The sequence below is a fragment of the Shinella zoogloeoides genome, from assembly GCF_033705735.1.
In the GTDB taxonomy this organism is placed as follows: Bacteria; Pseudomonadota; Alphaproteobacteria; order Rhizobiales; family Rhizobiaceae; genus Shinella; species Shinella zoogloeoides_A.
The window spans coordinates 165,396-185,961 of record NZ_CP131130.1 but is presented as its reverse complement, the minus strand read 5'-3'; the positions used below and the strand labels follow the sequence as shown (position 1 = coordinate 185,961).

The 20,566-nt window shown below is 66.1% G+C and carries 23 protein-coding genes and 2 tRNA genes; 14 read left to right on the top strand and 11 right to left on the bottom strand.

All coding sequences use genetic code 11. From position 1 onward, the window contains the following. Positions 1-139: 139 nt before the first annotated feature. The 3 genes from ShzoTeo12_RS00915 to ShzoTeo12_RS00905 form a co-directional block, all read right to left on the bottom strand. Positions 140-1,294 carry a fumarylacetoacetate hydrolase family protein gene (locus tag ShzoTeo12_RS00915; RefSeq protein WP_318910854.1) on the bottom strand — a complete coding sequence of 385 codons (1,155 nt, stop codon included), beginning with the start codon at positions 1,292-1,294 and terminating at the stop codon, positions 140-142. A 72-nt stretch (positions 1,295-1,366) separates the two neighbouring features. After that, complete coding sequence (locus ShzoTeo12_RS00910) at positions 1,367-2,047, bottom strand: permease (RefSeq protein ID WP_318910853.1); 681 nt, start codon at positions 2,045-2,047, stop codon at positions 1,367-1,369. 90 nt (positions 2,048-2,137) lie between these two features. Next, positions 2,138-3,328, bottom strand: coding sequence for an MFS transporter (locus ShzoTeo12_RS00905; RefSeq protein WP_318910852.1), 1,191 nt, complete (start codon positions 3,326-3,328; stop codon positions 2,138-2,140). A gap of 138 nt (positions 3,329-3,466) precedes the next feature. Here ShzoTeo12_RS00905 and ShzoTeo12_RS00900 point away from each other — a divergent pair, with 138 nt between their 5' ends. Then, positions 3,467-4,405 (top strand): AraC family transcriptional regulator, encoded by a 939-nt coding sequence (locus tag ShzoTeo12_RS00900; RefSeq protein WP_318910851.1) that lies wholly within the window; start codon positions 3,467-3,469, stop codon positions 4,403-4,405. A 391-nt stretch (positions 4,406-4,796) separates the two neighbouring features. On the opposite strand, the gene ShzoTeo12_RS00895 is transcribed toward ShzoTeo12_RS00900, so the two are convergent. Next, positions 4,797-4,871, bottom strand: a tRNA-Thr gene (locus ShzoTeo12_RS00895). Positions 4,872-5,018: 147 nt separating this feature from the next. Here ShzoTeo12_RS00895 and ShzoTeo12_RS00890 point away from each other — a divergent pair. The 12 genes from ShzoTeo12_RS00890 (at position 5,019) to ShzoTeo12_RS00835 (ending at position 12,844) form a co-directional block, all read left to right on the top strand. Next, positions 5,019-5,207 (top strand): hypothetical protein, encoded by a 189-nt coding sequence (locus ShzoTeo12_RS00890; RefSeq protein WP_318910850.1) that lies wholly within the window; start codon positions 5,019-5,021, stop codon positions 5,205-5,207. Between the two features lie 167 nt (positions 5,208-5,374). Beyond that, a complete protein-coding gene (murA, locus tag ShzoTeo12_RS00885) occupies positions 5,375-6,667 on the top strand; it encodes a UDP-N-acetylglucosamine 1-carboxyvinyltransferase (RefSeq protein ID WP_318910849.1) in 1,293 nt (430 codons plus the stop codon). A 94-nt stretch (positions 6,668-6,761) separates the two neighbouring features. Next, a complete protein-coding gene (locus ShzoTeo12_RS00880; protein WP_119257597.1) occupies positions 6,762-7,199 on the top strand; it encodes a DUF2948 family protein in 438 nt (145 codons plus the stop codon). A 47-nt stretch (positions 7,200-7,246) separates the two neighbouring features. Further along, positions 7,247-8,545: a histidinol dehydrogenase gene (gene hisD, locus ShzoTeo12_RS00875; RefSeq protein WP_318910847.1), complete on the top strand. Its 1,299-nt coding sequence runs from the start codon at positions 7,247-7,249 to the stop codon at positions 8,543-8,545. A gap of 3 nt (positions 8,546-8,548) precedes the next feature. Continuing rightward, positions 8,549-9,025, top strand: coding sequence for a UPF0262 family protein (locus tag ShzoTeo12_RS00870; RefSeq protein WP_318910845.1), 477 nt, complete (start codon positions 8,549-8,551; stop codon positions 9,023-9,025). A gap of 4 nt (positions 9,026-9,029) precedes the next feature. Next, positions 9,030-9,491 carry a low molecular weight phosphatase family protein gene (locus ShzoTeo12_RS00865; RefSeq protein ID WP_119257594.1) on the top strand — a complete coding sequence of 154 codons (462 nt, stop codon included), beginning with the start codon at positions 9,030-9,032 and terminating at the stop codon, positions 9,489-9,491. A gap of 144 nt (positions 9,492-9,635) precedes the next feature. Then, on the top strand, positions 9,636-9,854 hold the full coding sequence (gene infA / locus ShzoTeo12_RS00860) for a translation initiation factor IF-1 (protein ID WP_004435948.1): 219 nt from the start codon (positions 9,636-9,638) through the stop codon (positions 9,852-9,854). Positions 9,855-9,947: 93 nt separating this feature from the next. Then, complete coding sequence (locus ShzoTeo12_RS00855; RefSeq protein WP_119257593.1) at positions 9,948-10,568, top strand: Maf-like protein; 621 nt, start codon at positions 9,948-9,950, stop codon at positions 10,566-10,568. 1 nt (position 10,569) lies between these two features. Next, on the top strand, positions 10,570-10,779 hold the full coding sequence (yacG, locus tag ShzoTeo12_RS00850; protein ID WP_318910843.1) for a DNA gyrase inhibitor YacG: 210 nt from the start codon (positions 10,570-10,572) through the stop codon (positions 10,777-10,779). Between the two features lie 174 nt (positions 10,780-10,953). Beyond that, positions 10,954-11,029: transfer RNA gene (locus ShzoTeo12_RS00845), tRNA-Phe, on the top strand. A 266-nt stretch (positions 11,030-11,295) separates the two neighbouring features. After that, the gene (locus ShzoTeo12_RS00840) at positions 11,296-11,478 is read left to right on the top strand and encodes a hypothetical protein (protein WP_119257577.1); all 183 of its coding nucleotides are present in this window, start codon (positions 11,296-11,298) and stop codon (positions 11,476-11,478) included. A 199-nt stretch (positions 11,479-11,677) separates the two neighbouring features. Further along, positions 11,678-12,844: a pyridoxal phosphate-dependent aminotransferase gene (locus tag ShzoTeo12_RS00835; RefSeq protein WP_318910842.1), complete on the top strand. Its 1,167-nt coding sequence runs from the start codon at positions 11,678-11,680 to the stop codon at positions 12,842-12,844. Here the strand turns inward: ShzoTeo12_RS00835 and ShzoTeo12_RS00830 are convergent, their stop codons facing one another. Next, complete coding sequence (locus ShzoTeo12_RS00830) at positions 12,845-13,378, bottom strand: AAA family ATPase (RefSeq protein WP_318910841.1); 534 nt, start codon at positions 13,376-13,378, stop codon at positions 12,845-12,847. Between the two features lie 104 nt (positions 13,379-13,482). Here ShzoTeo12_RS00830 and galE point away from each other — a divergent pair, with 104 nt between their 5' ends. After that, positions 13,483-14,475, top strand: coding sequence for a UDP-glucose 4-epimerase GalE (gene galE, locus ShzoTeo12_RS00825; protein WP_318910840.1), 993 nt, complete (start codon positions 13,483-13,485; stop codon positions 14,473-14,475). Between the two features lie 11 nt (positions 14,476-14,486). Here the strand turns inward: galE and ShzoTeo12_RS00820 are convergent, their stop codons facing one another. The 6 genes from ShzoTeo12_RS00820 to ShzoTeo12_RS00795 all read right to left on the bottom strand — a co-directional run bounded on the left by ShzoTeo12_RS00820 (position 14,487) and on the right by ShzoTeo12_RS00795 (position 20,436). Beyond that, positions 14,487-14,786 carry a chorismate mutase family protein gene (locus ShzoTeo12_RS00820; RefSeq protein ID WP_318910839.1) on the bottom strand — a complete coding sequence of 100 codons (300 nt, stop codon included), beginning with the start codon at positions 14,784-14,786 and terminating at the stop codon, positions 14,487-14,489. Positions 14,787-15,106: 320 nt separating this feature from the next. Continuing rightward, positions 15,107-16,111, bottom strand: a complete 1,005-nt coding sequence (gene cydB / locus ShzoTeo12_RS00815; protein ID WP_318910838.1) for a cytochrome d ubiquinol oxidase subunit II — start codon at positions 16,109-16,111, stop codon at positions 15,107-15,109. After that, on the bottom strand, positions 16,101-17,516 hold the full coding sequence (locus tag ShzoTeo12_RS00810; RefSeq protein ID WP_318910837.1) for a cytochrome ubiquinol oxidase subunit I: 1,416 nt from the start codon (positions 17,514-17,516) through the stop codon (positions 16,101-16,103). Before ShzoTeo12_RS00810 ends, cydB begins: the two co-directional genes overlap by 11 nt. Before the next feature lie 203 nt (positions 17,517-17,719). Then, positions 17,720-18,889 carry a M20 aminoacylase family protein gene (locus ShzoTeo12_RS00805; RefSeq protein ID WP_119257570.1) on the bottom strand — a complete coding sequence of 390 codons (1,170 nt, stop codon included), beginning with the start codon at positions 18,887-18,889 and terminating at the stop codon, positions 17,720-17,722. Continuing rightward, positions 18,890-19,708 (bottom strand): ABC transporter permease, encoded by an 819-nt coding sequence (locus ShzoTeo12_RS00800; protein WP_119257569.1) that lies wholly within the window; start codon positions 19,706-19,708, stop codon positions 18,890-18,892. Continuing rightward, entirely contained in the window at positions 19,708-20,436 is a 729-nt protein-coding gene (locus ShzoTeo12_RS00795) for an ABC transporter permease subunit (RefSeq protein WP_318910836.1), read from the bottom strand. Before ShzoTeo12_RS00795 ends, ShzoTeo12_RS00800 begins: the two co-directional genes overlap by 1 nt. Between the last annotated feature and the right edge of the window lie 130 nt (positions 20,437-20,566).

Here is a 20,566-nt window from a genome sequence, read left to right as displayed (position 1 = left end):
CATGTCGATCCTCCCTCGCGGCCGCGCGGCCTGCGGCCCTCCTCCACGAAAGCCACTCTCCTAATGTAGTCGCTTTGGCGGGGATTGGGAGGAGCGGCCCCTTAATTTCGGGGCCGCCGATCGTGGATTTGCGATTGCCTCAGAGAAGGCCGCGCGAAGAGAGGTTGCGCATCAGCGCGGAGACACCGAAGGTCCATGGCGGGCATTCGGTGGAAAGGCGCACGGTGTTGACCAGCGCGCCGAGTTCCGCATTGGAGATCGTCACCCGGTCGCCCATCTTGTGGGTGAAGCCCTGCCCCGGCGCGTCGCGGTCCTCGACGGGCGCGAACAGCGTGCCCATGAACAGCATGAAGCCGTCCGGATACTGGTGATGCCGGCCGATGGTCTGGGAAACGAGGTCGAGCGGGTCGCGGCTGATCTCGCGCATGGTGCTGCGGCCCTTCAGCACGAAGCCGTCCTCGCCTTCGATCAGGAGATCGAGATCGGCCTTGCGCACGTCCTCGATGGAATAGGTCTCGTCGAAGAGGCGAATGAAGGGGCCGATGGCGGCGGAGGCATTGTTGTCCTTCGCCTTGCCGAGCAGCAGCGCCGAGCGGCCCTCGACGTCGCGCAGATTGACGTCGTTGCCGATCGTCGCGCCCTTGACGCGGCCGGCGCTGTCGACGGCGAGCACGACCTCCGGCTCCGGATTGTTCCATCTGGAGACCGGGTGCAGGCCGACGGACGCGCCCCAGCCGACGGCGGCAAGCACCGGGGCCTTGGTGAAGACCTCCGCATCCGGCCCGATGCCGACTTCGAGATATTGCGACCAGACGCCTTCCTCGATCAGCGCGGCCTTGACCTTCGCGGCGGCTTCCGAGCCCGCCTTCAGGTCGCGCAGGCTGTCGCCGATGATGGCCGTGACGCGCGTGCGCATCTTTTCCGCCAGCGCCGGATCGCCCGCCGCCTTCTCCTCGATCACGCGCTCGATCATCGAACGGGCGAAGGTGACGCCGCAGGCCTTCACCGCCTGGAGATCGCAGGGTGCGAGCAGATGGAGCCGGGAGACATTGCCGGCGCCTTCGACCGAGGCTTCCAGAACCGCATCGAGCGCGCCGAGATCTTCACCTCCGGCCGCGCGGACGATCGCTGCCGGATCGTCGGCCTCCAGCAAGTCCCGCATGGTGGGCGCGGCCCCGGAGGTGATGTCATAGAGCTTGCCGTCCCGCAGCGCCACGACCGCCGGCCCCTGCACATCCGGCCGCCAGACGCGCCCGACAAACGTTCCCCGCGAAAAATCTCCAGCCTTCGTCATCGTGCAGCAACGCTCCTTCCAGTTTCGTCGACCGGTGTTCTAGACCGAAACGGATGGAAGATGACAGCCCAATCAGCGCGGGCCGCTTCCCAGTCCATAGGAGAGAGCCAAACTGGCCAGAACGACCAGCGCGAAAGCCGCCAGTACCGTCCGCACGACGAGCCAGAGCGCCAGGAAGCGCCCGATCCCGAGGTCGTGCCGGAACCAGCGGACCTCCACGACGAAATACCAGAGCAGCGAAAGCAGCGCGATCGCGCCGCCCGCGACGATCATCTCGTGACGGCCGGCCCGCATGATGTTCATGCCGGCGCTGAAGCCGAAGGCGAACGGCGCCGCGACATAGCACTGGCTGTAGAACGGGGCCTTCAGCGTCTCGCGATCGAGCGCAAGGCCGGCCCGCCTCAGAAGCTGCACCGCCATCAGCAGCGGGAAGATGCTGAAGAGGAAAGCGCGGAAGATCAGCAGGTTCGCATCGTCCCGCAACAGGGCGGGCAGCATGCCGTCGTCCCGGTGGGCGATCAGCGCCAGTTCCAGTCCGTGGGCGAAGAGGAGGGTCAGGAGGAGGAAGAGCGGCGGGCTCAGCGTATCCGTATAGCGCTTTTCGAGCGTATCACCGAGTTCGCTGTCGGCATAGCGCATCATGTCGCGCGGGCGGGTGAGCGTGCGCCAGAGCGTCACCGGATAGAAGACGAGCCAGGATGCCAGCTCGTAGAGCAGTTCCTCCAGCGACTGCAGCAGGCGCATGAAATCCATGAAAGGTCCCCGGTGAAGCGATCCTTCCGCAATATCGGGTTTTCACGCCACCGAATAGTGGCGGCGGCTCATCGGAGCCGCCGCCTGTGGTCATGCCGGGCGAGTGCGGACGGCCGAGACGATGGTCAGCGCGGCAAGGATCAGCACGACGCCGCTTGCGACGAAGACGCTCGCAACGCCGCTCGCGTCGAACAGCGCCCCGCCGGCCGCTGCCCCCGTCGCGATGGCGAAGTTGATCGCCGCGACGAAGAGGCCGCCGGCGCTTTCGGCTTCGTCCGGTACTGCCCGGGTGATCCAGGTCGACCAGGCGACCGGCACCGCGCCGAAGGCAAGGCCCCAGAGCGCAACCATGGCCGCATCACCCGCAAGATTGCCGCCGAAGGCCGAGAGCGACAGCGACAGCACGGCCATCACGACCGGCATGATCGCGAGCGTGAAGCGCATGGAGCGTTCGAGCAGCACCGCGCCGAGATAATTGCCGAAGAAAGTGGCGACACCGAAGCCGAGCAGCACGGCCGCGACACCCTCGACGCCGACGCCCGTCACCGTTTCGAGGAAGGGCCTGATATAGGTGAAGAAGGCGAAATGGCCGGTGAAGACGAGCAGGATCGCGAACATCGCGAAACCCACGCCCGGCCGCGCCAGCACCTCCACGAGCGTGCCGAAGCGCGAGTGTCCGCGCGGCGGCAGCGAGGGCAGCGTTGCAAGCTGCACGACGAGCGCGATCGCGCCGAGCACGGCAGCGCCGAGGAAGACATTCCGCCAGCCGACGATGTCGCCGACATAGCTGCCGACGGGCGCGGCGAAGACCGTCGCCGCCGAAACGCCGAGGAACATCACAGACAGCGCCTTCGGCACCACCGCCTCCGGCACCAGCCGCATCATCGTCGCCGCCGACAGCGTCCAGAAGCCGCCGAGCGCCATGCCGAGCAGCACGCGGCCGACGAGCAGCATGGGAAGGTTCGACGCCATCGCGACCAGAAGGTTCGAGAAGATCAGCAGGACCGAAAGCCCGACGAGCACGAGCCGCCGGTCGAGCCTGCGCGTCACCACGGTGATGAGAAGGCTCGTCACCAGCGCGACGGCGGCCGTCGCCGTCACCGCCTGCCCGGCCATGCCCTCCGAGATGCGCAGGTCCGCCGCCATCGGCGTCAGCAGGCTCGCCGGCAGGAACTCCGCGCCCACCAGCCCGAACACGCCGAGCGTCATCGCGAGGACCGCGCCCCAGGCGGGGCGCGCATCCGCCTCGCTCTCCGCCGCCAAGATTGTTGCATCCGTCATCTGCCATCCCTTTCCTGTTGCAGTGCGTGCTCCAGAAATGGGTTGAAACGCAAGACGCACAATGCCATTTTATCCGCAATGTTTGATCGATCGTCCGACCCATCGAAAAATGCGCATGACCCCGTCAGCGAGCTCCTGATGGGCATGCGCCTGCGCGGTGCCAGCTACGGCCGGCTCCAGCTCAGCCCGCCCTTCGGCATCCGCTTTCCCGTGCGGGCGGAAGCCCGTTTCCACTTCATCGCTCGCGGCAACGTTCTCCTGCGCGCGCCCGGACAGGTCCAGCGAGAGCTCTGCTGCGGCGATGCCGTGCTCCTGCCGCGCGGCGAGATGCACGAAATCGTCACCGCCGCGAACGTGGCGATCCGCGATTACGAGAGCTATACGCGAAAGCCGCTGTGCTCGGACGTCGCGGCGGTGGAGGCCTGCGTCAAGGAGACCAACCGGGAAAACGACGTCCTCATCTTCACCGGCCGCATGGAATTCGAACTCGACACACTGCATCCGCTGGTCGGCCTCATGCCGCAGGTCATGTCCGTCGGCGCGCTGATCGGCCGCCAGCCGGAGCTGATGCCGCTGCTCGCGGCCATGGAGCGGGAAATGGCCGAGGAACGCGTCGGCTCCGCCGGCATCCTCGCGCGCCTTGCCGACGTCATCGCCGCCTCCATCGTGCGCGGCTGGGTGGAATGCGGCTGCGGCGACGCCACGGGCTGGATCGAGGCCCTGCGCGACCCGCGGCTCGGCCGCGTCATCGCCGCCCTCCACCGCGAACCCGGCCGCAACTGGACGCTCGCCGACATGGCCCGGGAAATGGGCAGCTCCCGCTCCGTCTTCGCCAAGCGCTTCGTCGAGGTGACCGGCGTCACCCCGCAGCGCTACGTCCTGGCGCTGCGCATGCGTCTCGCCGAACAATGGTTCCGCCGCGACAAGCTCGCCATAGACACCGCCGCCCGCCGCCTCGGCTTCAGCTCCCAGGCCGCCTTCGCCCGAGCCTTCAAACGCATCGTCGGAGAACCGCCGGGCATGACGCGCAAGAAGGTGGCTACGGGCGCGGGAGAGACTGGAAAGATCGCGACCTGACGCTTGCGCCAGCGCGCCCGCTCATCACTGAATTATGCACGTCCCCGGCCAGTCGCTGCACTGGCGCCCTGCGCAGTTCGTCAGGGTTAGGCCGGAGATCAGGATACAGGCGATGGCGATCATCATACGCAATTGGTCGTCTCCGTACACTCGACTTTCCGCCGCACTCTTCGTCTCCCGCATTATGTCGGCCGCATCCAGTAGTCATACGCCAGGAATTGGGACGATTAGCCGATTGTATATCGATGTGGAACTGATCGGAACGGACTGCGAGAGGTTTGCACGGCTTAGTCCGTGCAGTTCACGCCCTAGGTTGCTTGTACATGCATTGAGACGCGAAGCCGCCGCATGACAAAAATGCGCGCAAGTGCCGATTTATCAGGGAGGGAAATGGTGCTGCTAGAGAGATTTGAACTCTCGGCCTCTCCCTTACCAAGGGAGTGCTCTACCCCTGAGCTATAGCAGCATCTTGCGAAACAGGGCTGTTCCGCGTGAGCGAGGGCCTATTGCCACAGGTGATCGGGCAGTGCAAGCGGCCAAATCGCGATTATCGTAACAAATCTGATATGCGCGGCGCTTTTTTCGCAGGGGCGTTTTCAGTATGAGAGGGGACATGAGCGGGAAAGACGACACGGAAAGCCGGAAGATCAGGACGGAAGCGGAGCTTCGGGCCGAGCGGCTGGCGAAGACGCTGCGGGACAATCTGCAGCGCCGCAAGCAGCAGGCGCGCGCCCGGCGCGCGGGCGATGCGGACGAGACGGTGGGGCTTCCTGCCGCAAAAAAAGACGAATCGGACGGTTAGTCGGGGATGTCTTCATCATGAAGGCTACGAGGGACGGTTTCCGGAACCGGGCGCAAATAACCATGCGGCCGGCACGGTCTTCATTTTTCGATCGCGATGCTCTAAGAAGCCGCCATCTCCGAAAGCCTATACTCACTAGGAAAGGCGGGCACGGCCCGTAGTCACGCATGGATCGTATCAGGATTGTAGGCGGCAATGAGCTTCGGGGCATCATCCCGATCTCCGGCGCCAAGAATGCCGCATTGCCGCTGATGATCGCCTCGCTCCTCACCGACGACACGCTGACGCTGGAAAACGTGCCGCATCTTGCCGACGTCGAGCAGCTCATCCGCATCCTCGGCAACCACGGCGCCGACATCTCCGTCAACGGCCGCCGCGAGCGCCAGGGCGAAGGCTATTCGCGCACCGTCCACTTCACCTCGCGCAACATCGTCGATACGACCGCCCCCTACGAGCTGGTCTCGAAGATGCGCGCCTCCTTCTGGGTCATCGGCCCGCTCCTCGCCCGCGAAGGCAAGGCGCGTGTCTCGCTGCCGGGCGGCTGCGCCATCGGCACGCGTCCGGTCGACCTCTTCATCGAGGCGCTGGCCGCGCTCGGCGCGAAGATCGAGATCGACGGCGGCTATGTCGAGGCGACGGCGCCCGAGGGCGGCCTGACCGGCGCGCGCTACAGCTTCCCGAAGGTTTCCGTCGGCGCGACGCATGTCATGATGATGGCGGCGACGCTCGCCCGCGGCACGACCGTGATCGGCAACGCCGCCCGCGAGCCTGAAGTGCAGGATCTCGCCAAGTGCCTCAACGCCATGGGCGCGAAGATTTCCGGCGCCGGCACCTCCACCATCACCATCGAAGGCGTCGACCAGCTTTCCGGCGCGCGCCACCGCGTGCTGCCTGATCGCATCGAGACCGGCACCTATGCCATGGCCGTCGCCATGACCGGCGGCGACGTCGTTCTGGAAGGCACGGATACGGCCCTGCTCGACACCGCACTCGAGGCGATCCGCCGTTCCGGCGCCGAGATCACCTCGACGGAAAGCGGCATCCGCATCGTGCGCAACGGCGGCGGCATCAAGCCGGTCGACGTCGTGACCGATCCTTTCCCGGGCTTCCCGACGGACCTCCAGGCGCAGTTCATGGGCCTGATGACCAAGTCGAGTGGCATTTCGCACATCACCGAGACGATCTTCGAAAACCGTTTCATGCATGTGCAGGAGCTTGCCCGCCTCGGCGCGAAGATCTCGCTCTCCGGCCAGACGGCCAAGATCGAAGGCGTCGAGCGCCTGCGCGGCGCGCCCGTCATGGCGACGGACCTGCGTGCCTCCGTCTCGCTCGTCATCGCCGGCCTTGCCGCCGAAGGCGAGACGATGGTCTCGCGCGTCTACCATCTCGACCGCGGCTTCGAGCGGCTGGAAGAGAAGCTCACGCGCTGCGGCGCGATCGTCGAGCGCGTCAGCGACTAAGCTTCTGCGCGCGGCGGAGTTGCAGTCCGCCGTGCGCCGTCCTATCTCGTGGTTGACACTTCGAGATGCCGCATATCCGCGGGAAGGACGCACAATGGACAGCCTGAAACTGCTCGCCCTCGACACGGAAGACCTCTCCGTCGTCTCGGCCCACCTGCAGGACGCGGTCTTCAAGACCGACGGCCTTGCCTATGACGCCCGCCACCATGTCTTTTCGGTCGTCGTCAACCGCTTCGTCTGGGAAAAGGCCGGCGGGCGCGGCAAGAGCTTCGAGCGCCGTCGCGCGGTCATCGCCTTCAAGCGCGTCACCGCCGTGCGCTCCCTCGGCATCGACCGCAAGGACAAGGAAAGCGTCTTCTCCCTCCTCGCCGTGAACTTCGCCCAGAAGGGCGAGGGCCCGGACGGCACGCTCGAACTCGTGCTCTCCGGCAATGCTTCCGTCGCCCTCGATGTGGAATGCGTCGAAGTTCAGCTTGCAGATACCGGCGGAGCATGGGAAACCAGCTTGAAACCCCGCCATCCGGCGGTTTGAGGCATTGGTCCGGCGCTTTTCGCCGGGAGACGACGGGAACTTTCGACTTGGCGATCAGACTTGACTACCAGAGCAGCGATTTCGAAAGCCGGTTCGCTGCCTTCCTGACCACCAAGCGCGAGGTCTCCGAGGACGTCAACGCCATCGTTCGCACCATCATCGACGATGTGCGCGCCCGCGGCGACAAGGCGCTCGCCGACTATACGAAGAAGTTCGACGGCCTCGATTTTTCGACCACCTCCATGCGCGTGTCGCTGGAGGAGATCGAGGCGGCCTATGACGCCGTCGATCCGAAGATCATCGCCGCGCTCGAGCTCGCCGCCCAGCGTATCGAGAAGCACCATGCCCGCCTGATGCCGAAGGACGACATCTACGAGGACGATATCGGCGTCGGCCTCGGCTCGCGCTGGACGGCCATCGACGCCGTCGGCCTCTATGTTCCGGGCGGCACCGCGAGCTATCCGAGTTCGGTTCTGATGAACGCCGTGCCGGCCAAGGTCGCCGGCGTGCCGCGCCTTGTCATGGTCGTGCCGGCCAAGGAAGGCGAGATCAATCCCGCCGTGCTCGCCGCCGCGCGCATTGCCGGCGTCGACGAGATCTACCGCATCGGCGGCGCGCAGGCCGTCGCCGCGCTCGCCTATGGCACGCAGACCATCGCCCCCGTCGCCAAGATCACCGGCCCCGGCAATGCCTTCGTCGCCGCCGCCAAGCGCCAGGTCTTCGGCACGGTCGGCATCGACATGATCGCCGGCCCCTCGGAAGTCCTCATCATCGCAGATAGCGACAACGATCCGGACTGGCTTGCCGCGGACCTGCTCGCCCAGGCCGAGCACGATGTCGGCGCCCAGTCGATCCTCGTCACCGACAGCCCTGCCCTTGCCGAAGCCGTCGAGGCCGCCGTCGAGCGCCAGCTCAAGACGCTGGCGCGTTCGGAGACGGCCGCCGCAAGCTGGCGCGATTTCGGCGCGACCATTCTCGTGCCCGATCTCAAAAAGGCCGTGCCGCTGGCAAACCGCATCGCCGCCGAGCATCTGGAAATCGCCACCGCCGATCCCGACGCCTTGCTGCCGGCAATCCGCAACGCCGGCGCCATCTTCGTCGGCCGCCACACGCCGGAGGTCATCGGCGACTATGTCGGCGGCTCCAACCATGTGCTGCCGACCGCCCGCTCCGCGCGCTTCTCCTCGGGTCTTTCGGTGCTCGACTACATGAAGCGCACGTCGATCCTGCGCCTCGGCCCCGACCAGCTTCGCGCCCTCGGTCCCGCCGCCGTGACGCTCGCCGAAGCCGAAGGGCTCGGCGCCCATGCCCGTTCCGTCGCCATCCGGCTCAACATGGAGACGTGAGGCATGGGCACGAAGGGCAGCTTCCGCCTCTGCGACGTGGTGCTGGACGATACGATCGGCCAGGCCACGCCGGATGTGGAGCACGAGCGTGCCGTTGCCATCTTCGACCTCATCGAAGAAAATACCTTCGAGCCGATCGGTCATGCCGGCGGCCCCTATCGCCTGCACATCTCGCTTCTCGATTCCAAACTGGTCTTCGCGATCCGCACGGAGGAAGGCGAGGCGGTCGCAACGCATATCCTCTCGCTGACGCCCTTCCGCCGCATCGTGAAGGATTACTTCCTGATCTGCGAGAGCTACTACCAGGCGATCCGCTCGGCCACGCCAAGCCAGATCGAGGCGATCGACATGGGCCGGCGCGGCATCCACAACGAGGGATCGCAGACATTGATGGACAGGCTTTCCGGCAAGATCCGTTTCGATTTCGACACGGCCCGGCGCCTGTTCACGCTCGTCTGCGTTCTCTACTGGCGCGGGTGAGCGGATGGAGGGTGCCTTCCCGGCAGTGCAGGACGCCCGGCCGCGAACGCCCCGTTCGATCCTCTTCATGTGCCGCATGAATGCGGTGCGCTCGCCGATGGCCGAGACGATCGCCCGCAGTCTCCTGCCCGGCACCTATGTCGCCTCGGCCGGCGTGCGCCCCGGCGAGCGCGACCCCTTCGTCGATGCCGTGCTCGGCGAGGTCGGCCTTTCGCTCGGCCGCCATGCGCCCCATTCGCTCGACGAGCTGGAGGACGATTACTTCGACCTCATCGTCACGCTCGCCCCGGAGGCGCACCATGCCGCCCTCGAGCTCACGCGCTCCATGGCCGTCGACGTGATGTACTGGCCGACGCCCGATCCGACAGTCGCCACCGGCACGCGCGAGCAGATCCTGGCATCCTACCGGGACGTTCGCGAGTTCCTGAAGATGCTGATCGAGAAGCGGCTGAAAGGCCCCGGCTGACGCGGAAACGGCCGCAAGAACGGCAAATGCAGAAAGCCGGCGCTTCGGTGTTCACAAAGCACCGGGGATTGTGTAGTTTCCGGCAACTTTTCGAGGCGGGCATCCTGCCTCCCCGAATCCACCTCACAGGAATATCGCTCAAAGATGGCAAAAGAAGAAGTCCTCGAATTCCCCGGCGTCGTGACGGAACTGCTCCCGAACGCAACCTTCCGCGTCAAGCTCGAAAACGAGCACGAGATCATCGCGCACACCGCGGGCCGCATGCGCAAGAACCGCATCCGCGTTCTCGCCGGCGACAAGGTGCTGGTCGAGATGACCCCCTACGACCTCACCAAGGGTCGCATCACCTATCGTTTCAAGTAAGCGGCTTCCCGCAAGCCCCGGAGGCCGCGCCCTCGCCCGGCATTGCGCCGCAGAGCGAAGACCGGCGCATCCCGGCGCTTTCCCGGAGACATCATGGCGCAGACCGAAAAGCTCATCCTCGCCTCCGGCTCGCCGCGCCGCGTCGAACTGCTCGCGCAGGCGGGCATTGCGCCCACGCGCCTGATGCCGATGGATATCGACGAGACACCCAAGCGCTCCGAGCATCCCCGCTCGCTGGCGCGGCGCCTGTCGACCGGCAAGGCCGAGGCGGCGCTCGCCGCCGTCAAGGGCGACCCGGCCTTTGCCGGCAGTTACATCCTTGCGGCCGACACGGTCGTTTCCGTCGGCCGGCGCATCCTGCCGAAGACGGAGATGATCGACGAGGCGTCGAGCGCGCTGCACCTCCTTTCCGGCCGCAGCCACCGCGTCTTCACCGGCGTCTGCCTCATCACGCCGGATCGCACCGTGCGCCAGAGGGTCATCGACACGAAGGTGCGCTTCAAGCGCCTCTCGGCCAGCGACATCGAGCATTACCTCGCCTCCGGCCAATGGCGCGGCAAGGCGGGCGGCTATGCCATCCAGGGCATTGCCGGCAGCTTCGTCGTCAAGCTGGTGGGCTCCTATACCAATGTCGTCGGCCTGCCGCTCTACGAGACGCTCGCCCTCCTTTCCGGCGAGGGCTTCGACGTGCATGCCGGCTGGGCGGACGCCTGACATGGCGGACGAGACCGAAAAGCCCTCCGCCACCGTGGCGCCCCTGCGCAAGGCCGTCCCCTGCCCGATCTGCCGTCGCCCCTCCTCGCGCGAGCACTATCCCTTCTGCTCCAACCGCTGCCGCGACGTTGACCTTAACCGCTGGCTCTCCGGCTCCTATGCCATCCCCGTCGCCGACGACGAGACGAAAGCCGACGAAGACGACCGGTAGCGCCCTGCCGCAAAGGCAAAAACGCAATCTTTTCCGCAACTTGAAAAGCCCGCCATTTTTCCCGCAAAAAACCGCCTATGGGGCTGGACACATTTTCGCAAGATGCTATAACCCCGCTCGCTTCCGGGGCGAAACCAAGCGCCCCACGGATTTCAACCGAAATCCAAGCCGGATGCCCGGATAGCTCAGTTGGTAGAGCAGCGGATTGAAAATCCGCGTGTCGGTGGTTCAAATCCGCCTCCGGGCACCATCTCTTCCCTCAAGAAGCCACAAAGTCTCCTGACCTTTTGCCTGCGATTCCATCGCCGTTTCGGCGTGATCGCACCCTTTTCCGACCAGTCCTCCGCGGCTTACAGCACCATCTCGTTTCAGGGGATTCTCACGCAAGGTAAAACTGATAAGCTAGGCGAATCAGAGTGAAAGATCATTCGAGTGACAGTGAGCGTGACATTTCGTGAGCCGGGCGTCGTGGGAGCCGGCGTTTCCTTGCAGAGCAATCCGGAAAAGGATGCGACAATGCGGAAGTCCGAATCGTCAGAGCCTGCCTTCCTGCCCGCAATCGACATCGCGGCCACCCGTGAAAGGGACATGCAGAACATCGTGCATGCGCTTTCCGCGCTGGCCGAGGTCGCCCAGAGCCTCAAGGACGTTCCCCTTCGCCGCCCGCGGGCGGAAGACCTGATGGGGCTTGACGGCTGAGCGAGGGGCGAGCGTCCTCCCATCACCGAATTCGATGCATCCGTCAGCGAAACTCGCGTGAACGGCCGCGGAAAAACCGCTAGAGCATTTGCAGCCGAGGCGGGATCGCTTCGGCATCGGACAATGCGGTTGAAACACAAAGCTCCGGATCCTGGGCACCTCGCCGTTCCGGGCGAAGGCGGGATTGCGGAGTGACGCCATGACCATCGTCGAAAGCCTCAGCCCCCGTTCGCTCCGTGCGCCGGAGAGCGGGATCGTCGAAGTCGTCAACTATGCGCGCGGGCGCGAGGGGCTGATCCCGCTCTGGGTCGGCGAAGGAGACCTGCCGACGCCGGAATTCATCGCGCGCGCTGCTTCCGATGCGCTGCTGCGGGGCGAGACCTTCTACACCTGGCAGCGGGGGATTCCGGAGCTTCGGGCGGCGCTGTCGCGCTACTATGCGCGGCGCTTCGGCGCTTTCCTGCCGGACGAGCATTTCTACGTGGTCGGCTCGGGCATGCAGGCGATCAAGCTTGCCATCGAGGCACTCGTCTCGCCGGGCGACGACATGGTCTATCTGACGCCGGCATGGCCGAATTTTGCTGCGGCGGCGGAGCTTTCCGGCGCCAACACCATCGCCGTGCCGCTCGATTTTACCGGCGGGCGCTGGCAGCTCGACCTTGGCCGCATCGAGGCCGCGATCACGCCGAAGACGCGCGTGCTCTTCGTCAACACGCCGTCGAACCCGACCGGCTGGACGGCGACGCGCGAGGATCTTGCCAGCCTCCTCGCCATCGCCCGGCGACACGGCCTCTGGATCATGGCCGACGAGATCTATGCGCTCTATCACTATGCCGGCGGCCGGGCGCCCTCCTTCCTCGACGTGATGGAGGACGGCGACCGGGTGATCTTCGTCAATTCCTTCTCGAAGAACTGGTCGATGACCGGCTGGCGCGTCGGCTGGATCGTCGCCCCTCCGGAAATCGGCCAGGTTCTGGAAAACCTCATCCAGTATTCCACCTCCGGCGTGCCGCAGTTCCTGCAGCAGGGCGCCGTCGTGGCGCTCGACGAGGGCGATGCCTTCGTGCAGGCGAATATTGACAAGGCGGCGCGGAACCGCGACATCTTCTGCGACGCGCTGATCGCCACCAATCGGGTGGAGACGCTGAAGCCGGACGGCGCGCTCTATGCCTTCCTGAAGATCGACGGCGTGACGGATTCGCGCCTCGCCGCGCTCGACATCGTCGACCGCACCAATGTCGGCCTTGCGCCGGGCACGGCCTTCGGTCCCGGCGGCGAGCTCTTCATGCGAGCCTGCTTCCTTCGGGATAGCGGCCAGGTCGCGGAAGCGGCCGACCGGCTTGCCCGCTACATCGCCGCGCGCTGATCATTCCGCCAGACAAGCGAGCAGGAAATCGGCGCGCTCGGTGACCGGCGCCTTCGGCAGGATCACCGTCTCGTAGCCGAGCAGCGGATAGGTCGTTTCGAGGCGAGCATATTCGGCGAGCGCGGCGTCGAAGCCGTGGCGGCGCTCCGCATCGCCGGCATAGATCTCCGGCCAGGGCGGGGTGAGGAAGACCTTGCGGTTGTAGCGATGTGCCGCGGCAAGCGCCGCCAGGACCGGCTCGCCGCCGGACGCTTCCAGCGCGGAGGCAGCATCCACCAGCCCGCGATCGAAGAAGACGAGGCCGGGATGACCGGCCATGCGCTGCCGGTCGGCGAGCGCCAACTCCACCGCGCGGCGGGCAAAAGCGGCAAGGTCGAGCCAGGGCAGCGCGCCGCCGCCGGCGGCCAGCTCCTCCTGCACGATGCGGCGGCCGGGCTCTTCGACGACGGCATGGCCGCGCCGGGCGAGCTCTTCCAGCAGGGTGGACTTTCCGCCGCCGGAGCAGCCGGACAGCACGATGAAGCGATCGGACATATTCTTACCTTTCTCGGACGGGAAAAGGGCCGGGCGCAATTGCGGTTGCGTCCCATGGGCAGGCGGGTTGATATGCCTGCTATTCTTGCGATTCGGAGGTTTGCATGGCGGTTCTGGTAACGGGTGGGGCGGGCTATATCGGCAGCCACATGGTCTGGGCGCTGGTCGATGCCGGCGAGGAGGTCGTGGTGCTCGACCGGCTCTCCACCGGGTTCCGCTGGGCGCTGGCGCCGGAAGCCCGGTTCTACGAGGGCGACATCGCCGATGCCGCGTTGCTGGCGCAGATCTTCGCGGAAAACCGCATCGATGCGATCATCCACTTCGCCGGCTCGATCGTGGTGCCGGAATCGGTCGCCGATCCCCTCTCCTATTACGAGAACAACACGGTCAAGTCACGCGCGCTGATCGCCGCGGCCGTCGCGGCGAAGGTGCCGCATTTCGTCTTCTCCTCCACCGCCGCCGTCTACGGCACGCCGGACGGCACCGAGCCGGTGTCGGAGACCGCCGCGCTCCGGCCGGAATCGCCCTACGGCTCCTCCAAGCTGATGACCGAGATCATGCTGCGCGATACCGCCGCCGCGCATGACTTCACCTATACGGCGCTGCGCTACTTCAACGTGGCGGGAGCCGATCCGCGCGGGCGTACCGGCCAGTCGACCAAAGGCGCGACCCATCTCATCAAGGTCGCCTGCGAGGCCGCGCTCGGCAAGCGCACGGGCATGGAGGTCTACGGCACGGACTATCCGACGCCGGACGGCACCTGCATCCGCGACTATATCCACGTCTCCGACCTTGCCAATGCCCATCTGAAGGCGCTGCAGCGCATGCGGGCGGGCGGCGGGTCGATCGTCGCCAATTGCGGCTATGGCCGCGGCTTCTCGGTGCTGGAGGTGCTGGAGAAGGTCAGGGTCGCGTCCGGCAAGGATTTCCCGGTGCGGTTCGCCGAACGGCGGCCGGGCGACGCGGTGCTCGTCGTCGCCGATCCGGCGGTCGCCATGAAGGAACTCGGCTGGACGCCCGAGCACGACGACCTTTCCTTCATCGTGCGCACCGCGCTCGACTGGGAGGACCATCTCGGCCGGCGCAACCAGATCTAGCTCCGGCTAGATCAGGATTCGCCGAGTTCCGCCTTCTCGTAGGCGATGGCGTGCTGGATGAGCTGCGCCCAGATCTCCTCGTAGAAGCCGCCTTCGAGGCCGTGTGCCTCGGCATTGCGGTGGGCGTTGTCGCGCACCTGCCTCACGCGCTCCGGCACGTCGGCGGGAATGCCGAGGCCCGCCTTGATCTCGGCGGCGCGGCGGATGAAGGTCCAGCGTTCGGCGAAGAGCGCCATCAGCCCGTTGTCGACCCGGTCGATGTTCTCCCGGATTTCCGCCATCGTCGTGCAGTCTGCCGCAGTCTTCGCCATTCCGGTCTCCTGTTTTGCGGACCCGGATAGCAGAGGAATGATGTGGGGAAAAGGCGGCTGCGTGTCGCAAGGCCACATGCAGGCCCGGGGGTGGGCAAAAGGAGGGTGCGGTCCTGTCTTTCGCCTGCGGGCCTGCATGCTGGCCGAGGCGGAACCTAGGCAAGAAAGCTGGCGCGAGGCTGGATGTCCTCACGTAGGGTGATGTCAGGCGCCGAGCGCCAGTTTGATGGCGAGCCCGACGAGGCTGACGGCGAGCACGCCGCCCGCCCACAGGCCGGCGAACCACAGCAGTTTCGTGACCGTCGAGCGCTCCTGCCCCATCAGTGATAGCCCTCTTCCGGATCGACCTTGCCGCGGAAGACCCAGTAGGCATAGGCGGTGTAGCCGAGGATCATCGGCACGAGCACGACCGCGCCGACGATGAGGAAGGCAAGGCTCTCCTCGGGCGCGGCGGCCTCCCAGATCGTCAGCGAGGCCGGCACGATATAGGGATAGAAGCTGATGCCGATGCCGGCAAAGCCGAGCACGAAAAGGCCGAGCGCGGCGATGAACGGCCGCGAATCGTGCTCGGTCCTCAGGCCCTGGATCAGCATCGCGAAGCAGCCGAGCACGAGCAGCGGCACCAGCAGACTGAAGACGATGGTCGGCCAGCCGAACCAGCGCTCGAAATAGAGCGGCTCCAGGAAGGGCGTCCACAGGCTGAAGACGCCCATGGCGGCGAGCGTGCCGATGCCGGCGCGCAAGGCGTAGCGGCGCGCGCGGGCGGCAAGTTCGCCGGTGGTCTTCATCACCAGCCAGGTGGCGCCGAGCAGGCCATAGCCGATGAGCAGCGCGATGCCGGTCGCGACGGAGAAGGGCGTCAGCCAGTCCCACCAGCCGCCGGCATAGGCGCGGCCCGTGACGGGAATGCCCTGCACCAGCGCGCCGAGCGCCACGCCCTGCATGAAGGCCGCCACCATGGAGCCGCCGGCAAAGGCGATGTCCCAGAGGAATTCGCCACGCTTCGTGCGCCAGCGGTATTCGAAGGCGACGCCACGGAAGATGAGGCCGAGCAGCATGAGGATGAGCGGCATGTAGAGCGCCGGCAGGATGGTCGCATAGGCGAGCGGGAAGACGGCCATCAGTCCGCCGCCGCCCAGCACCAGCCAGGTCTCGTTGCCGTCCCAGACCGGCGCGACGGAATTCATCATCACGTCGCGGTCGTGCTTTTGCTTGAAGAGGGGGAACAGGATGCCGACGCCGAGGTCGAAGCCGTCGAGGATGACATAGGCGAGCACCGCGAAGGCGATGATGGCCGCCCAGAGGAAGGGAAGGTCAAGCACCATGGCGATGGCTCCCGGCTTTGCTGGAGACGGCGGCGGCGGGCGTGATGCCGGCCGTGCGGATGGGACCCTCTTCCTCGGGCAGGGGATCGCGCGGCAGGCGGCCCATCAGGCGCAGGATGTAGAAGGTGCCCGCGCCGAAGACGAGGAAATAGACGATGATGAAGGCGATCAGCGAGGTCGCGACGGCCGGCGCATCGACGGGCGCGACGGAATCGGCCGTCAGCAGGTGGCCATAGACCGTGTAGGGCTGGCGGCCGACCTCCGTCGTCACCCAGCCGGCGAGCACGGCGAGGAAGCCGGCCGGCCCCATCAGCACGGCGGCGCGGTGCAGCCAGCTGTTCTCGCCAAGCGTGCCGCGCCAGCGACACCAGAGCGACCACAGGCCGAGGCCGAGCATGGCGAAGCCGATGGCGACCATGACGCGGAAGGACCAGAAGACGACCGCGACGGGCGGCTGCAGGTCGCGCGGCACCGTGTCGAGGCCTGCCAGCGGCGCATTCAGGTCGTGCTTGAGGATGAGGCTCGACAGCTTCGGAATCTCGATAGCGTAGTCGACGCGCTGTTCGGCCGCATTCGGCACGCCGAAGAGGATGAGCGGCGCGCCATCCGGATGGCTCTGGAAGTGGCCCTCCATCGCCATGACCTTGGCAGGCTGGTGCTCCAGCGTGTTAAGGCCGTGCATGTCGCCGGCGAATATCTGGATGGGCGCGACCAGCGCCGCCATCCACATCGCCATCGAGAACATCTTCCCCGCCCGCTTCGGCGCGTCGCCGCGCAGGAGATGGAGGGCGCCGACGCCGCCGACCACGAAGGCCGTGGTGAGGTAGGCGGCCAGCACCATATGAACGAGCCGGTAGGGGAAGGACGGGTTGAAGATCACCGCCCACCAGTCGGTGGGCACGAACTGGCCCGCCGCGTTGACGGAGAAGCCGGCGGGCGTCTGCATCCAGGAATTGGCCGCGAGAATCCAGGTCGCCGAAATCAGCGTGCCGAGGGCGACCATGAGCGTGGCGAAGAAATGCAGCTTCGGCCCGACGCGGTTGAGGCCGAACAGCATGACGCCGAGGAAGCCCGCCTCGAGGAAGAAGGCGGTCAGCACCTCGTAGCCCATCAGCGGCCCGACGACCGGGCCCGCCTTGTCGGCGAAGACACTCCAGTTGGTGCCGAACTGGTAGGACATGACGATGCCCGACACGACGCCCATGCCGAAGGTGAGCGCGAAGATCGTCTTCCAGAAATTGAAGAGCGCGAAATAGACCTCGTCCTTCGTCCAGAGCCAGAGGCCCTCCAGCACGGCGAGATAACTCGCAAGGCCGATGGAGAAGGCGGGAAAGACGATGTGAAAGGAGATCGTGAAGGCGAATTGCAGCCGGGCGAGCAGCGTTGCATCCAGCGTTTCGAACATTCGACCCATCCTTTCCGAGCGCCGCAGTCCTCTCGGCTGCCGTCAGCAAGAATGTGGACCGGAAATGGGAAAGGTCAATTCCGGCCCCCTGCCCCACGTTGCCGCAGCGCGACAATCGCCCGCGTGCGGCATTTCGCCGACGCTATGCGTGCGAGCTGCATCGACATCCCGAGCCTGAACCAGCGGGCGGAGGCCCGCCGAACTCAGGCGGCGCGCAGGTAGTGCTCGGCGAGCTCCGTCCAGAAAGCGGCGCCGACGGGCAGGAGATCGTCGTTGAAGTTATAGGCGGGGTGATGGAGCGACCTGTCGTTCCCGCCGGTGCTGCCGCCGAGGAAGAAATAGGTGCCGGGCCGCGCCTTGAGCATATAGGCGAAGTCCTCGCTGCCCATGAAGGGACGCTCGAGATCGACCACCTTGTCGGCGCCGGCGAAACGGGTGGCGAGGGCGCGCACCAGATCGGTCTCGGCCTTGTGATTGACGGTCGCGTCGTAGAAGCGCTGGTAGTTCACCGCCGCGCTCATGCCGTAGCTCTCGGCCTGCCGCTCGGCGATGAGGCGGATGCGGCGCTCCAGCTCGTCGCGCACGGCCGGGTCGAAGGAGCGGATGCCGACGACGATTTCCGCCCGGCTCGGGATGATGTTGCTGGCCGAGCCCGCATGGAACGAGCCGACCGTCACCACCGTCGGGTCGAGCGGATGGATGTTGCGCGACACGATGGTCTGCAGCGCCATGACGATGGAAGCGCCGCAGACGATGGGGTCCAGCGTCTCCTGCGGCTCGGCGCCGTGGCCGCCGACACCGTTGACCGTGATGCGCGCCTCGTCGACCGCCGCCATGATCGGCCCTTCGCGCAGCGCGAACTGGCCGAAGGGCAGGTTCGGCTCGTTGTGGAGCGCGAAGACGGCGTCGCAGGGGAATTTCTCGAACAGCCCCTCCTCCACCATGATCTTCGCCCCGCCGAAATTCTCCTCGGCCGGCTGGAAGATCAGGTGCACCGTGCCGTCGAAATTGCGCCGCTCGGCAATCGCCTTGGCCGCGCCGAGCAGCATGGTGGTGTGGCCGTCATGGCCGCAGGCGTGCATCTTGCCGGGCGTCTTGCTGGCATAGGCAAGGCCTGTCTCCTCATGGATCGGCAGCGCGTCGATATCCGCGCGGATGCCGATGGACCTGCTGCCCGTGCCGTTCGTCAGCGTCGCGACGAGGCCCGTCTTCGCAAGGCCGCGCGTCACCTTGTAGCCGTAGCTTTCGAGATGCCCCGCGATGACGTCGGAGGTTCGGACCTCCTCGAGGCCGAGTTCCGGGTGTTCATGCAGGTCGCGGCGGATCGCCACCAGTTCCGGCATGGAATTGAGCAGGGTCGTATGGATCGTCATCTAGGCACCACGCGTCGGGATCTTGCTTTCGAAATAGCGGAAGGCGACCACCAGAATGGCGGTCAGGCAGAGATAGATAAGCGCCAGCAGCAGCAGCGGCTCATAGGTGATGTAGGTCTCCTGCCGCACCTTGGAGATGACGGCATAGACGTCGATCACCGTGATGGTCGCGACCAGCGGCGTCGACTTGAGCTGGAGAACGGTCTCGCCGTTCAGCGTCGGCAGGGCACGGTGCACGGCGCGCGGCAGCCAGATGCGGCGGAAGGCCGTGAACGGACTCATGCCATAGGCGCGGGCGGCCTCCAGCTCGCCGCGCGGCACGCCGGCAAAGGCGCCGCGCATCACCTCGCCCTCATAGGCGGCGAAGGAAATGGTCAGCGCCGCCACGCCATAGGGCCAGGCCTCGCGCAGATAGGGCCACAGGAAGGAGCTGCGGATGCTCGGGAACTGCGGAAACAGCGAGCCGAGCCCATAATAGAGCAGCCAGAGCTGCAAGAGCAGCGGCGTGCCGCGGATGACGGTGCAGAAGCCCTTCGCCAGCATCTTGAGCGGCCACGGCCCCGTCACCTGCACGAGGCCGATCGGAACGGCGAGGAGGAAGCCGATAAAGGCGGTGCTGAACAGCATCAGCAGCGTGACGCCGACGCCATAGGCAAGGCGGCCGGAATATCTCGGCACCCAGTCCCAGCGCATGAACCAGACGACGCAGAAGACGAGGATGGCGGCGATCGCCATCAGGACGATGCGGTGCGGCTTGAAGAAACTCTGCTTGGACGGCAGCTCGGTCAGCGCCATGGCGGAGATGGTTTGCTCGCTCATCAGGCCGGCCTCGTCATGCCGCGCCGGTAATGGCGCTCGATGAAGCCGATCAGCACGTTCGAGACGAGCGTGATCATCAGATAGAGCACGCCGGCCGCGCAGAAGAAGAGAAGATAGGCCTTGGTGCTGCCCGCTGCCTGGCGCGTGACGAGCGTCAGCTCGCTGAAGCCGACGACGGCGAGCAGCGCCGTGTCTTTCGTGGCGATCAGCCAGAGATTGGAGAGACCGGGAATGGCGTGCGGCAACATGGCGGGCAGGGTGACGCGGCGCATGATCTGCGTCGGCGACATGCCGTAGGCGCGCGCCGCCTCGATCTCGCCCGCCGGCACCGCCTTGATCGCGCCGCGCAGCACCTCGGTGGAATAGGCGCCCTGCACGACGCCGATGACGAAGATGCCGGCGGCAAGACCGCTGATATCGACCGTCCCCCAGCCGAGGGCCGCGGACATCTGGTTCAGCACGTCCGTGCCGGCATAATAGAGGATGAGGATCAGCACGAGTTCCGGCACCGCCCGCACCAGCGTCGTATAGACCTCCAGCAGGTCCTTCGTGACCGGCCCGCCATAGAGCTTGCCCATGGCGCCGCCGGTGCCGAGGACGAGGCCGAGCCCGTAGCCGCCGACGGCGATCTGGATGGAATTCCAGAGCCCGCCGAGCAGGACCCCGCCCCAGCCGGGTGGTTGGATGGCAAGCAGGCTCCAGTTGATCAGCGATCCGGCATCGGCCATGGGGTTTCAGATTCCTTCAGGTCAATTTCGCGGCGTTTCTTTGCTTGAGGCGGCTCGCCCCTCATCCGGCCTGCCGGCCACCTTCTCCTTGGCTGCGGGGCAAAGGGGATATGCCGCACCGGTTTCCCGG

Coding starts and splice junctions, on each gene's coding strand:
- ShzoTeo12_RS00915 (WP_318910854.1), bottom strand. CDS start 1,294: ATGACGAAGGCTGGAGATTTTTCGCGGGGAACGTTTGTCGGGCGCGTC.
- ShzoTeo12_RS00910 (WP_318910853.1), bottom strand. CDS start 2,047: ATGGATTTCATGCGCCTGCTGCAGTCGCTGGAGGAACTGCTCTACGAG.
- ShzoTeo12_RS00905 (WP_318910852.1), bottom strand. CDS start 3,328: ATGACGGATGCAACAATCTTGGCGGCGGAGAGCGAGGCGGATGCGCGC.
- ShzoTeo12_RS00900 (WP_318910851.1), top strand. CDS start 3,467: ATGGGCATGCGCCTGCGCGGTGCCAGCTACGGCCGGCTCCAGCTCAGC.
- ShzoTeo12_RS00890 (WP_318910850.1), top strand. CDS start 5,019: ATGAGCGGGAAAGACGACACGGAAAGCCGGAAGATCAGGACGGAAGCG.
- murA (WP_318910849.1), top strand. CDS start 5,375: ATGGATCGTATCAGGATTGTAGGCGGCAATGAGCTTCGGGGCATCATC.
- ShzoTeo12_RS00880 (WP_119257597.1), top strand. CDS start 6,762: ATGGACAGCCTGAAACTGCTCGCCCTCGACACGGAAGACCTCTCCGTC.
- ShzoTeo12_RS00870 (WP_318910845.1), top strand. CDS start 8,549: ATGGGCACGAAGGGCAGCTTCCGCCTCTGCGACGTGGTGCTGGACGAT.
- ShzoTeo12_RS00865 (WP_119257594.1), top strand. CDS start 9,030: ATGGAGGGTGCCTTCCCGGCAGTGCAGGACGCCCGGCCGCGAACGCCC.
- infA (WP_004435948.1), top strand. CDS start 9,636: ATGGCAAAAGAAGAAGTCCTCGAATTCCCCGGCGTCGTGACGGAACTG.
- ShzoTeo12_RS00855 (WP_119257593.1), top strand. CDS start 9,948: ATGGCGCAGACCGAAAAGCTCATCCTCGCCTCCGGCTCGCCGCGCCGC.
- yacG (WP_318910843.1), top strand. CDS start 10,570: ATGGCGGACGAGACCGAAAAGCCCTCCGCCACCGTGGCGCCCCTGCGC.
- ShzoTeo12_RS00840 (WP_119257577.1), top strand. CDS start 11,296: ATGCGGAAGTCCGAATCGTCAGAGCCTGCCTTCCTGCCCGCAATCGAC.
- ShzoTeo12_RS00835 (WP_318910842.1), top strand. CDS start 11,678: ATGACCATCGTCGAAAGCCTCAGCCCCCGTTCGCTCCGTGCGCCGGAG.
- ShzoTeo12_RS00830 (WP_318910841.1), bottom strand. CDS start 13,378: ATGTCCGATCGCTTCATCGTGCTGTCCGGCTGCTCCGGCGGCGGAAAG.
- galE (WP_318910840.1), top strand. CDS start 13,483: ATGGCGGTTCTGGTAACGGGTGGGGCGGGCTATATCGGCAGCCACATG.
- ShzoTeo12_RS00820 (WP_318910839.1), bottom strand. CDS start 14,786: ATGGCGAAGACTGCGGCAGACTGCACGACGATGGCGGAAATCCGGGAG.
- cydB (WP_318910838.1), bottom strand. CDS start 16,111: ATGGTGCTTGACCTTCCCTTCCTCTGGGCGGCCATCATCGCCTTCGCG.
- ShzoTeo12_RS00810 (WP_318910837.1), bottom strand. CDS start 17,516: ATGTTCGAAACGCTGGATGCAACGCTGCTCGCCCGGCTGCAATTCGCC.
- ShzoTeo12_RS00805 (WP_119257570.1), bottom strand. CDS start 18,889: ATGACGATCCATACGACCCTGCTCAATTCCATGCCGGAACTGGTGGCG.
- ShzoTeo12_RS00800 (WP_119257569.1), bottom strand. CDS start 19,708: ATGAGCGAGCAAACCATCTCCGCCATGGCGCTGACCGAGCTGCCGTCC.
- ShzoTeo12_RS00795 (WP_318910836.1), bottom strand. CDS start 20,436: ATGGCCGATGCCGGATCGCTGATCAACTGGAGCCTGCTTGCCATCCAA.